The organism is Brevibacillus laterosporus (genome assembly GCF_030489605.1).
GTDB lineage: Bacteria > Bacillota > Bacilli > Brevibacillales > Brevibacillaceae > Brevibacillus_B > Brevibacillus_B laterosporus_E.
Genome location: NZ_JAUKFY010000006.1, coordinates 225,440 through 237,445 on the forward strand (window position 1 = coordinate 225,440; position 12,006 = coordinate 237,445).

The window sequence follows — 12,006 nt, forward strand, 5'->3', positions numbered from 1 at the left end:
TGGAGACTCCTCATACTCGGCGATGAGGTCTATTCTTTCACATTTTTACCCATACCCATTCCACTTAACACATCTGCCACGGTTTTGCTTGCTAATTCTTGCTCCATCGCCTGCTGGGCACTTAAAAAAACATCAGTCAGGGTGTGTTGAATCTGCCTTCCGATTGGACATGCTGGATTGGGCTCCTCATGAATTGCGAATAGCTCATCAGGGCTTTGTACTGCTTTGTAAACATCAAGAAGAGTTATCTCTTCTGGACTTTTGGTTAACGTAGCTCCTGGGGACCCGACCTTAGACTCGATCATTCCCGCTTTTTTTAACATGCTGCTAATGCGGCGAATTACCACCGGATTTGTATTTACACTCCCAGCTATATAAGCTGATGTAGCCTGTCCACAGGGAGTGGATGCTACTATTGAAAGAATATGAATAGCTACTGCAAAACGACTATTTACCATCTGCGTTTTCCCCCCTATTCCATGATTAGATAGTCGCTACCCCTACTTTATACCTTTTCTGCCACAAAAAAAACACCTAAAAGATATACCTCAAGGTACATGTAGAGGGTAGCATTCAAACAGACTCTGTTCCTTTATGAACATGATCGGTTTACTTTATCTTTTAGGTGTATTCTTTTACACGAATAGCATGACTACCTTGTATAAACATGCTGACAACAGTGCAGTAATCGGCATAGTGATTATCCAAGTAAACACGATCCGTCGTGCTACTCCCCACTTTACGTCTTTCACACGCTGTGCTGATCCTACCCCCATAATGGATGAAGAAATGACATGTGTTGTACTAACAGGCAAGTGTAGGAAAGTAAATCCAAAAATGATAAAGGCTGACGACAAATCTGCTGCCGCACCGCTAACCGGTTTTAATTTGGTAATCTTGCCTCCAACTGTTTTAATAATCCTCCATCCGCCTACCATGGTGCCCAGTCCCATTGCTAATGCGACAGAGACACGAATCCAGGTCGGAATGTCTGTAGTTGTCTGGAAGCCTGCTGTGATCAAAGCCATCGTCATAATCCCCATGGTTTTTTGCGCATCATTGGTTCCATGGCTAAATGATTGCAATGCAGCCGTCATGATTTGAAAAATGCGAAATCCCTTGTTCGTTTTAGCCAGATTAGAATTGCGAAATACTACCTTGAATAAAGACATAACTAAAAATCCAATAGCCAGCGCTGCAACAGGGGAGATGAGCAATGCTTCCAATATACGAATAAACCCTGAATAATTTAAGCTCCATAAACCTTCCGAAACGATAGCAGCACCAGCAATCGAACCAACTAGCGCATGGGAAGAACTACTGGGAATGCCATAGTACCAAGTAATTAGATTCCAAGCTATCGCACCAATAAGGGCGCATAAGAGGACGATCGAACCATTTTCAAGAGAAAAAGGATCGACTATATCTTTCGTAATGGTTTGAGCTACACCAGTAAACAATAAGGCACCAAAAAAATTCATTAATGCTGCCATCACAATTGCTACTTGGGGAGGCAATGCTCTTGTAGAAACGGAAGTGGCAATTGTATTGGCTGTATCGTGAAACCCATTAATAAAGTCAAAAGTTAAACCCAGAATGATGATGCAAACCAAAATAAAAAGTACACTATCCATCATGGAACCCCTTTTCTTTAGACATTTCTCATGATGATCGTTTCAAGTGCATTGGCTACATCCTCACAGCTATCTGCAACGCCTTCGAACATCTCATAAATCTCTTTATACTGCATAATGGTAATCGGGTCCTTTTGAGAAGCAAAAAGTTGACGAATACTTTTATCTAATACCGCATCCGCTTTTGATTCTAGATCGTTAATTCTTACTACATAAGGGTGAATCTCGTTCATTTTCTTCTGGAACAACAGATCAGTCGCTCCTGCAATCTCCTTAGTAGCTGCAAGCAATAGAACTGTAAACTCCTTCATGTGCTCGTCCCACTTCTGGATATTATAAATCTCCAAGCGAGAGGAAAGCTCTTCAAAACCATCCAGTACGTCGTCTAGCTTCACAGCCAATGCCAAGATGTCTTCGCGCTCAATCGGTGTGATAAAGGCCTTGTTTAACTCCATAATTACTTTATGTATGTGTGTATCTGCCTTATGCTCGTAGTCTTTCATGACACTAGAGAAGGTAACCAGATCTCCATCGTTCTTCTCAGGAAATTGGGCAAAATACTGAGCAGACTCCTCAATTATACTTACAATCTGGCTTAACGTACTAAAAAATTTATCGTCTTTTGGTCTAAAAATCATAAATGCTCCTCCTCTTTCTCCAAATCTCGTGCAAAACTATTCAGAAGGAGTCCCAGGTGATATCCCTCGGATGAATGTGTTTATAGTATGGTGCATTATTTCTTGCTCATTCAACGTAATTAACGAACGACACAGACTGAATCGCATAAAAAAGTAGCCCGTCGTGAGACAAATAAATAATTCTGCCGTAGCAACACAATCAATATCAGCTATCTTACCCTTTTCCTTCATTTTAGCAAAATAATCAGTCAACATTTGTTTAAACTGATTTGGCTGGATCGAGATTTTTTTCACAAGCTCAGCAAACACAGTCGGGTCACGAAAACTAATTGAAATAATATCCTGCATCTCAGTAAGTTGCCGCAAAAAATATTGGCCGATATGTAACAGGTCCACTTCCAGTTCCCATGTGAAGTAATCTCTTATGATGTCCATCTGAAAAGTGTGCCTTTGCACGATCATTTCCATAATTTTGTCTTTACTGCCAAAGTTCCTAAATATCGTCACTTCGTTGACTCCGGCTTTTTCGGCAATTGCTTTTGTAGTCGTAGCTCTGTAGCCCTGTTCCTTTAACAAGTCTATCGTAGCCTGCAGAATTTTATCATTTGTCGATTCTTTCCTCATCTCTTTTCACCCTAATTTTATGAATGCAAGCACTTACTTGCAAAGAAAAGTATAGTTCACAGACAGAACAGATGTCAATTTGTTAGAAAACTTAGCTGTGTCAGAAATGAAAAAGATAGAATCGGCTTTCATACAAACAGCTTTCTCCCCGCAAAATAGCCTTCGTTGGTTCCAAACCTATCCCCTTCTGTACCTGCTTACATACAGAAAAATTTTTCAAAAATAAATCGTAATGATTTTAAAACGCTTTTCTTTAGCATTTTGCTGGAAGCTATTCCATTTGTGTTGATTGGTGTGTTTTTTTCTGCATTATTATAAACCTTCGTTCGTGACGAAACCGTTCGAAACTGGACACCTAAGAACCCATTAATTGCTAGCATTTTCGCTACCCTGCTAGGATTTATCTTTCCTGTCTGTAAGTGTGCCATCGTACCAATCGTGCGCCGATTGATTTTATAAAGGTATGCCTGTTTATGTGGGAATGATTTTCTTATTAGCAGACTCAGCAAATCTCACAAGTATCAGCACCAAAAGACCCTTATATCTATTATTCTGCTCTCCTTACTAATTAGATTTTAAAAATATTTTATTTTTTTACAATTTTAGGTTTCATCTGCCTCTTTTTGTGTTAAAACCAATACATACCCTGTTTTTCATATACACTAAAGGAGGTCGTTTAGATGCATAAGGAATTAGAAACAGAGGTTGCCATTATCGGCGGTGGTGTAGGTGGATTTGCAGCGGCTTTAGGCGCCGCACGGCTTGGAAAAAAAGTAATACTTACAGAGGAGACAGATTGGATTGGCGGGCAATTTACTAGTCAGGCCGTACCACCTGATGAGCATCGTTGGATTGAACAGTTTGGTTGCACCCAAACCTATCGACAATTTCGTAATCAAGTACGCGACTACTACCGTTTGCACTTCCCGTTGACGACAGATGCACGTTTAAAATACAATCTTGATCCTGGTAATGGCAGTGTTAGTCGACTATGTGCTGACCCGCGCGTCTATTTGTCCGTTATGGAAGAAATGCTAGCACCTTATGTGCATAGTGGGCTAGTTACGATTTTAACTCGCTTTAAGCCGACTTCTGTTGAAACACACGGTGACACCATTTGCTCTGTTACGCTTTCCCAATGTGACAGCGGGATTACCCTTACGATAAAAGCCCCCTATTTCCTAGATGCTACAGAATGTGGAGATCTTTTACCAATGGCTAATGTCGAATATGTCACGGGGGCTGAATCTCAATATGAAACGGGTGAGCCTCATGCTATAGACGGGGATGCAAGACCTTTTGACATTCAGGCCTCGACATATGTGTTCGCGATGGACTATGTGGAAGGAGAAAACCACGTTATAGATAAACCAGCAGACTACGATTTTTGGCGAAATTACAAGCCTGACTTCTGGCCAGCTCGTCAGCTCAGTTTTACGGCAGCAGACCCCAGAACATTGCAGCCAATTGAATATTCCCTGTTCCCGGATACAGAAAAATTTTCTTTATATACGTATCGAAGAATCATTGATCAATTAAATTTTGTTCCCGGTACCTTTTCTACAGATATTACCCTAGTAAACTGGCCACAAAACGATTATTGGCTGGCCCCTATTTATGACCTTCCAGAAGAAGCGGTCTCAAAGCATCTATATCAGGCAAAACAATTAAGCTTGTCGTTATTGTACTGGATGCAAACAGAGGCACCCCGCCCTGATGGTAAGGAAGGATATCCTGGATTACGATTACGTCCAGATGTGATGGGAACAATGGATGGATTAGCTAAGTACCCATACATTCGAGAATCTCGCCGGATTAAAGCAGCATTTACTGTTCTTGAGCAGCATGTGAGTGCAGAATGTAGAGGTAATGAGGGTGCCGAACCTTTCCTTGATACAATTGGGATTGGCAGCTATCGCATTGATTTGCATCCAACCACCGAAGGTACAAATTATATAGATGTGGCTTCCTTGCCATTTCAAATCCCATTGGGTGCGCTCATCCCTATTCGTGTAAATAATCTTTTGCCTGCTTGCAAAAATATCGGGACCACTCACATCACGAACGGTTGTTACCGACTCCATCCCGTTGAATGGAATATTGGAGAGTCAGCAGGGATGCTAGCCGCTTTTTGTGTTGAAAAAGGATATCAGCCTAGAGAAGTGTGGGAGGATACTGCTAAGCTTGCTGATTATCAACAATTGCTCACCAAGCAGGGAGTAGAGCTGTACTGGCCTAAGCTCTCAGCCGTTTAAGCATTTCCCCTTCAACCGTTACAAAATTACATTTCATTTCCAATTAAAGCTCGGCTACTAGTCTGCACAAGCCCCTATTCACTCTTCACTCAGGGATTGTTTGCTACACTAGCCGAGTTTTTTATTAGATTGGCGCTCCCTAGGCTTGTAAATATGTTGACTGAATAAGAAGCAGCTGAAGCTCATATTTTACCGGCAATTTCTGAGCAAGCATTCAACTGAACCCACAAGACTCCAATTTGGATTTTTTATTACACTGGCCCCTGACTAAACCGAAGATAGGAAATATCCTGATCGTATCTCTGTTTGAAGCTACATAATCTGCTTTCACCGAAGCTGATAAGCCTTTCCAAAGTCGTACATCCAGCAAGAGTCAGAGATATTATCAGAATAATCGCATAACCTTTCCTCTATCCCATAAATAAAATTATAAATGCTAAACAAATTACGCTCTTTTTAAACCAGCTTATCTTCAAGTATAATTAATGGGTAATACATATCTGCGTATTAAAGCTAGATCATAAATACGACTCGAAAAACCACGTCTTACCTGTCAATCTTGGAACCGTAATTTCATATACAGAGGTGGAATGAGCCCAATGAAAAAACAAATTGAAGAGCTTGAACGATTGTTATCTAGTAAAGTCGGCGAAGATGTACAAGTGGAATATAACCATTATCTTTCTTTACAGGGTGCTTCCGAAGAAAGCCTACTGGAAATAGAAACGCTCTTTGATATCAAGCTCCCTGAAGATTTCAAAGAATTTTATCGTTATAAGAATGGCAGTGGTTACCATTTTCATATTCTCTATCCTGAATATAACGAAGGCTGTATTTCGCCCTTTTATCTATACTCCCTTGACGAAATGATAGAATCAAAAGGATATTTCTGCAATAATGATGAACTTCTCAGCGAATATTATGATGAGCAAGAGATTTCCGAGTTAGATGCTAGAATTAAACCATATCTCTTCAACAAGAAATGGTTCCCCTTCGCTCAATTAGCAGGTGGCAGTCTATATCTTATGCTAGATTATGATCCAGCCCCGGGCGGAAGAACAGGGCAGATTATTGCGTATGTTCATGACCCAGATTTTATTTATTACATTGCCCCGTCCTTTACTGAACTATTATCAAAATCAAACACGAATTTACAGGATTGGGAAGAGATTGACTACTAAGATTGATTTGTTATATAAAGAGCGATGGTCACGTTTTATACTTACTTGCAAAAAAACACCTTGCTATAGGAGAATGTTATGAGTCGAAAATACTTTCATCATATTTGTATCCAAACGAATACGTATAAAGAGTCCCTGCGGTTTTATCAAGAAGCTTTGGGATTTGAGCTGATTCAGGAAACACCTCATTTTCACCAACGTGATTTTAATACCTGGTTAAGACTAGATTCCTTCTATATCGAGCTCCAAACTGGGAAAGCGGGAGAATTACTCGACCCTCCTAACGCCAATACCCAAGGACTTGTACATCTGTGTTTATGGGTAGAAAATTTAGATGCAGAGCTCCAAAGAATGAAACATTTAGGTTATCGCTTAAAAATGAAGGATGGACAGGAAATCTATACAGTTGAAAATGGGCGGTTACTAAAATTACTCGCTCCTGAAGGGACAATTATTGAGCTTAGAGATAACCAAGGGATCTAAAAAATAAACAAGAGGCTGTCCTTCCCATGTAGACAGTCCCTTGTTTATTTTCTGTATTAGCCTTTAAGGACTTGGTACAGCATTCTTTTTCAGGTAAATTACCTATCAACAATAGTAACCCTTTCACTAACAAGCTGATAAAACGTATAATATGAAGCAATACATAAATTTACAATTCTTTTATAAAACAAATACTGTAAGCCCTGAAAGAAAAACAAGTGAGGAAGACCGAAATGGAAGGATTGATTTCAACATGGCTGAATTGATGATTCGAAAACTGGGTGATCCCGTGCTACGCAAGGTATGTAAGCCCATTACCAGTATCACAGATCGTGAACAAAAATTATTACAAAATTTAATTGATACACTATATGCTGATCCCGGCCGGGCAGGCTTGGCTGCGCCACAAGTGGGCTATTTAAAACGGATAGCAGTCCTAGACTGTGGTGACGGACTAGTTGAATTAATTAATCCAGAAATGATTTCTCGATCGGGAGAAACCTTTGAGTATGAAGCTTGTCTCTCCTTGCCCGGAATGTACGGGGCGGTGAAACGAGCTGAATCAATCGTAGTAAAAACATTAAATCGTCAGGGTGAAGAGCAAATCATCGAGGCTTCTGGACATAAAGCCCGCTGTATTCAGCACGAAATGGACCACTTGGATGGAATATTGTACATTGATCATGTAAAAAATGGGCATCTTTTTCAAGAGAGAACAAAAAAACCAGTGGACGTGTATCAAATGATTCAGCTTTCTAAGCAAAATGCTTTGTAATTGGGGATCATTACGAATCGTTATGGTGCAAATAAAGGAGTACATATGGGGAAAACCTTAGTCGTGATTGGTGTTGTCCTGATTATAGTTGGCTTACTCTGGCAAGTTGGTGGTCGCTTTCTGAATCTAGGGCGGTTACCGGGTGACATCGTAGTAGAAAAGGAGAACTTTCGTTTTTATTTTCCTGTAGTTACATGTATTATCATTAGCGTCGTGCTATCACTAATCATGTATGTCATTCGTTTTTTTAAATAAATGATCGTAAATCTTTGGCAAGTTACCAATGAAGTTTGGCATTGTGTAACTTGCCTTTTTTGTTAATACACCTTTTTCAGATTAAAGCGTTATCTGTTGCCTTGTTGCTCTAGTGCCTCTTGTAACTGATTTAATGACTGTGCTGATTCAGAAACTTTATGGGTTGAATTCCCTATCATCTCGATATCTTCAATGAATTGTGCCATTTTCGCAGTGGCTCGGTCAATCTCAGCTATACTTGTTTGCATGGAAATTACGATTTGATTAAGTGCCGCTTCAGTTTGATCTGACTCTTTTTGTCCCTTGTTTACTAGGAGTTGGATGTGACGGATGGAGGAGACTACTTCTTGCATAAATTGACTTGATTGAGCAATAAGTGAAGATACATCTTGAACGGATTGTCTCGTTTGTTCGGAAAGTTTACGTACCTCTTGTGAGACGACGGAAAAGCCACGTCCATGCTCTCCAGCTCTAGCTGCTTCAATAGCGGAATTTAACGCAAGTAGATTTGTCTGTTCTGCAATTTGTTGTACAAGATTTACAATTTTTTGAATTTCATTCGATGAATGATTCAGCTTTTCAATCAACTCTTCCATATCATTCATACCATTATTGATATCTCGAATACGTGACTCCAATTCTTTCATTCGTTGCTGTCCTTCACTCGCTAATTGAAGGGTTTCTTTAGATTTGTCTGCACTATGCTGAACAGCTATATTCATATCTTGACCGCTAGAAATCAACTGTTCCACAGAAGAAGTGGTTTGCTGGCTTAATGAGGCAAGCATAAGGCTAATATCCGCCATTTTGGTTTGAATTTGTTCACGTCCTCGATACTCCTGCTCACGTCGCTTATTTTCTTTTTCATACGCTTCAATTACAACCTGCTGCTCAAAATTAAACATCTTTGAAATAACGATACTTGCTTCTAATAATTGCTTTTTATCTAAAATTTGCTCAAAAATAATTCGCAATACGTGCTCTTGAACATTTTGAAACGCTGCAATATACCATTTTGGTTCCAAGCCAATACGAACATGTACCTCTGCTACTTTAAAACGTTTTTGTAAAAATACATCATTTATATGACCATCAAACATATCCATTAAATGTAACTCTAGACTTTTTGCGAGGCGCTCTACTGTACTATGCTTGGTCAAAATTTGCTTAAGGTGAGGGACACTGAGAATTGTTTTATAAAAGGTTTTAGCAATATCATGGATATGCGTCGCAATCATTGGTTGCAATGCTTTAGCTATCTTTAAATCCTCTTGGCTTAGTCGAATCATATTCATCTGAGTTTCAATTTCAGAGTGCTTTATATTCATGCTGACTTGACTGCTTGCAATCTGTTCTTTAAACATTTTTGTTTGTGGAGATTCTTCTATCTTTGTACGAAACCAACTCGAAAACAAAAAGCTTTTTCCCATATTATGTTATCACCTTTGTTAATATATTTTATATAAATAAATCAAATAATCACAAGCCATCACAATTATACAAACCTTATACAACATTGTAAATCATTGACCAGTCCCTATTCGTTAAAAGCCTGTGAATTATTTTTGATGAAAAATATATATTTGTTTTACAAATCTTAAAAACCCCTGTTGCTACCTCCCGATACGACATATTCTCCTCAATTACAAGCCGTATTGCATCTGTTTTTATTTCCTCACTGTATCTGATATTTGTTCGCCCTGTTTTCCCTTAAATAATCCCCTCCGGCAGGAAACGTCTTTATACATCTGAGCGATGTCTTTTTTACGTTGCTACCGTTGATACACTTTCGTAAAGTTTTGCTACTTCATCTACAGTTATTGAAATTTCAAGATAATCAGCTAATCCTGACAAGATAGATGCTATTTTTTAGAACCAGGTTCATGCCATGCAGCTTCGTGTCCAGTTTCTCCTCCACTTTAGTTCCGAACGTTCCGATTCACTTGCAAACCAGTGTCTACAGGAATTTTTGATTTTTTCAATATGAAACACCCTCCTTCCATTTATGAAACCTTTTCTGATTATTAAGACTTTTGCAAATTCCCTGCGCAAATAAAAAAACTGTGAAATGTTTCGTTTTTCTGTGATCCATTCTAATTGATATATGATTGAAAATGCTGGTCAATCAGCCATCAGGCAGTATGCTGACGGAGTGTCCTTAAAACCGGGTGAAAATAGGGGATTCTACACAGCGGCACCCATCCCCCGTTGCAAATAATTCGATGAACACAACCTTGTAGCAGCCAGCCACTTAAGTGGACAAAATGGAGTATTCGCCAGTACCAAATAATTTTCGTTTGCCTTGTTTGTGACATTTTGTTTACATGTTGATCAAACTTTAGTGACATGTGCCCCCTATAGTGGGATAAGCATGACATCACCCATATGAAAAGAATTAGAACACCTAAAGAAAGAGGAGGAATGCTAATTGTCAGTCAGTAGCAAGATGCCGGCAGAGTTCGGCAGTGAATATGAAACGGGAGCTAGCATCGAGGATGTAGTGGTTTCCCAAAACAACGGACTGAGAAAAAATGCGGTTGCAGGCAAATCAAAGGGGCGTCTTGTAGCGCTTGATGCAGCACGGGGGTTGGCGGTCATAGGGATGTATTTGCAGCACTTCGGGCTGAACGAGAGGATTTCTGCGATTGTCTCTGGGAACACGACGCTACTATTTGTGCTCTGTGGCGGCATTTCCTACTCGATCATGGCGCAACGCATGAAAGATCGAGAAACGGAGACAACCGCGTTCCGGGCACGGATGCTCGCTCGCGCGGTGTTCGTCGATGTGATTGGGTATCTGCTCATCCTGCTGAATACCTCGGTTGGGGGGGTGATCTTGCCCGCCTATGCGGCAATGTTCGTGTTAGCGTTGGTGCTGATTCGTCGTTCGACGCGCGTGCTCGTTACGACAGCAGCCGCTTTGACCGTGGTGGCCCCACCGCTGATGATTCTTGGTGAGAGCGTTCTATCGAGAGCGTACCTCCTTTATGATATTGCGGGCGGCCCGATGTCTGCGCTCGCACTTGCCCCCGCTTTCGTCGCAGGTATGGCGATCGGGCGCCTCGAACTTACCAAGATTCGTACTGCACTCTCGCTCACGGTCGGCGGCATCATCATGCTCGTCGTCGGTAAGGGGCTGGGCGCTTTCGTTCTTCCTGAGCTGAGACCTTCCTTCGAGGCGTGGCTTATTGGCGTTCAAGGCGCCGTCGGTGCCCAGCCGGACCCGAATGCAATTTGGCCGCTAAACATGGAACCACCGCTGTGGTACATGCTTCTTGGGACACATTCACACAGTGCGTCAACATTCCAGACACTGATTGGGCTGGGGGTCGCATTCCTGGTGCTGGGACTGGTATTCCTCGTACCGAAGAAGACCTCTGCCGTGTTAATGCCTTTCGCGGCAGTCGGACGCGTGGCGTTAACGATGTATGCGGCTCAGTTCATAGTGATATGGTGTCTGACACTCGCGGGGATCGAATATAGTCTTGAGGGAATTCCGTTCAGTGACCTGCTCGTTGCGGCCGTAACGTTGGTGACGGGGTGGTTGATCGCGCGGCTCCCCACTGGTCCGCTCGAGTCATTGATGCGACATTTCGACCGGGTGTTCAGCGCCTCCCGAACAGCACCAGCATCATCCAGGTAGGCGGTCGTCCTCGACATTTGCCCTTCTTACTTCATCCTTATAAGGACGAGCTCCGAGATATAGCATAGTTCGTTCGATAAGCAGTTGAAGCCAGTTGTTAACCTTCACTGAGAAAAATACTTCGATGCATCGGAGAAGCTTAGACTCCGTTAGAACAGCTCGCCCTTGGGTGGGCTGTTTTATGTGGATTTTTACGGTGCTTAGCGGGCTTTTGAAACCAATGAATATCTGCCCTCCGTTCGTTATTTGTTATTAAAACAAAAGAAAACCGTCGGACCTTTTTTCAATATCAACAGTATACAAATTCCATTTTTTACATATGGAGTAGCACTACATCGCCATCAACTTAAGAATCCACTATGGTCCACTATAGATGGATAGTAGTTATTTTTTATCGGGCTAACCCATACATGATAAAAGTGTGCATGACAAATAGACCCTAGCGGGTCTAAGTTTTTATACTATGAAGCTCGATCTTGAGACATGGTATAATTGTATACGACACCCAGTATATCAAT

Annotated in this window: 12 protein-coding genes; 7 read left to right on the forward strand and 5 right to left on the reverse strand. The window is 41.1% G+C overall.

The genetic code is table 11. The features are described from left to right. Positions 1 to 29 precede the first annotated feature (29 nt). The 4 genes from QZ995_RS09390 to QZ995_RS09405 form a co-directional block, all read right to left on the reverse strand. Positions 30 to 458, reverse strand: coding sequence for an Rrf2 family transcriptional regulator (locus QZ995_RS09390; protein ID WP_301805934.1), 429 nt, complete (start codon positions 456 to 458; stop codon positions 30 to 32). A gap of 177 nt (positions 459 to 635) precedes the next feature. Continuing rightward, entirely contained in the window at positions 636 to 1,634 is a 999-nt protein-coding gene (locus tag QZ995_RS09395) for an inorganic phosphate transporter (protein WP_064016223.1), read from the reverse strand. A gap of 17 nt (positions 1,635 to 1,651) precedes the next feature. Beyond that, a complete protein-coding gene (locus QZ995_RS09400) occupies positions 1,652 to 2,272 on the reverse strand; it encodes a DUF47 domain-containing protein (RefSeq protein WP_301805937.1) in 621 nt (206 codons plus the stop codon). A gap of 36 nt (positions 2,273 to 2,308) precedes the next feature. After that, entirely contained in the window at positions 2,309 to 2,896 is a 588-nt protein-coding gene (locus tag QZ995_RS09405; RefSeq protein WP_003336302.1) for a TetR/AcrR family transcriptional regulator, read from the reverse strand. Between the two features lie 378 nt (positions 2,897 to 3,274). Between QZ995_RS09405 and QZ995_RS09410 the strand changes: the two genes are divergently transcribed. From QZ995_RS09410 to QZ995_RS09435, 6 genes are all read left to right on the forward strand, one after another. Further along, entirely contained in the window at positions 3,275 to 3,355 is an 81-nt protein-coding gene (locus QZ995_RS09410) for a hypothetical protein (protein ID WP_301805974.1), read from the forward strand. A gap of 221 nt (positions 3,356 to 3,576) precedes the next feature. Further along, the gene (locus QZ995_RS09415) at positions 3,577 to 5,151 is read left to right on the forward strand and encodes an FAD-dependent oxidoreductase (protein ID WP_301805939.1); all 1,575 of its coding nucleotides are present in this window, start codon (positions 3,577 to 3,579) and stop codon (positions 5,149 to 5,151) included. A gap of 599 nt (positions 5,152 to 5,750) precedes the next feature. After that, positions 5,751 to 6,332, forward strand: coding sequence for an SMI1/KNR4 family protein (locus tag QZ995_RS09420; protein WP_301805941.1), 582 nt, complete (start codon positions 5,751 to 5,753; stop codon positions 6,330 to 6,332). Between the two features lie 78 nt (positions 6,333 to 6,410). Further along, positions 6,411 to 6,815 (forward strand): VOC family protein, encoded by a 405-nt coding sequence (locus QZ995_RS09425; protein WP_301805944.1) that lies wholly within the window; start codon positions 6,411 to 6,413, stop codon positions 6,813 to 6,815. A gap of 253 nt (positions 6,816 to 7,068) precedes the next feature. Further along, on the forward strand, positions 7,069 to 7,590 hold the full coding sequence (def, locus tag QZ995_RS09430) for a peptide deformylase (protein WP_301805946.1): 522 nt from the start codon (positions 7,069 to 7,071) through the stop codon (positions 7,588 to 7,590). A 45-nt stretch (positions 7,591 to 7,635) separates the two neighbouring features. Further along, entirely contained in the window at positions 7,636 to 7,845 is a 210-nt protein-coding gene (locus tag QZ995_RS09435; protein WP_301805949.1) for a DUF2905 domain-containing protein, read from the forward strand. 89 nt (positions 7,846 to 7,934) lie between these two features. On the opposite strand, the gene QZ995_RS09440 is transcribed toward QZ995_RS09435, so the two are convergent. After that, positions 7,935 to 9,275: a globin-coupled sensor protein gene (locus QZ995_RS09440; protein WP_301805952.1), complete on the reverse strand. Its 1,341-nt coding sequence runs from the start codon at positions 9,273 to 9,275 to the stop codon at positions 7,935 to 7,937. A gap of 998 nt (positions 9,276 to 10,273) precedes the next feature. Between QZ995_RS09440 and QZ995_RS09445 the strand changes: the two genes are divergently transcribed. Continuing rightward, a complete protein-coding gene (locus QZ995_RS09445; protein WP_437124726.1) occupies positions 10,274 to 11,488 on the forward strand; it encodes a DUF418 domain-containing protein in 1,215 nt (404 codons plus the stop codon). Positions 11,489 to 12,006 lie beyond the last annotated feature (518 nt).

Coding starts and splice junctions, on each gene's coding strand:
- QZ995_RS09390 (WP_301805934.1), bottom strand. CDS start 458: ATGGTAAATAGTCGTTTTGCAGTAGCTATTCATATTCTTTCAATAGTA.
- QZ995_RS09395 (WP_064016223.1), bottom strand. CDS start 1,634: ATGGATAGTGTACTTTTTATTTTGGTTTGCATCATCATTCTGGGTTTA.
- QZ995_RS09400 (WP_301805937.1), bottom strand. CDS start 2,272: ATGATTTTTAGACCAAAAGACGATAAATTTTTTAGTACGTTAAGCCAG.
- QZ995_RS09405 (WP_003336302.1), bottom strand. CDS start 2,896: ATGAGGAAAGAATCGACAAATGATAAAATTCTGCAGGCTACGATAGAC.
- QZ995_RS09415 (WP_301805939.1), top strand. CDS start 3,577: ATGCATAAGGAATTAGAAACAGAGGTTGCCATTATCGGCGGTGGTGTA.
- QZ995_RS09420 (WP_301805941.1), top strand. CDS start 5,751: ATGAAAAAACAAATTGAAGAGCTTGAACGATTGTTATCTAGTAAAGTC.
- QZ995_RS09425 (WP_301805944.1), top strand. CDS start 6,411: ATGAGTCGAAAATACTTTCATCATATTTGTATCCAAACGAATACGTAT.
- def (WP_301805946.1), top strand. CDS start 7,069: ATGGCTGAATTGATGATTCGAAAACTGGGTGATCCCGTGCTACGCAAG.
- QZ995_RS09435 (WP_301805949.1), top strand. CDS start 7,636: ATGGGGAAAACCTTAGTCGTGATTGGTGTTGTCCTGATTATAGTTGGC.
- QZ995_RS09440 (WP_301805952.1), bottom strand. CDS start 9,275: ATGGGAAAAAGCTTTTTGTTTTCGAGTTGGTTTCGTACAAAGATAGAA.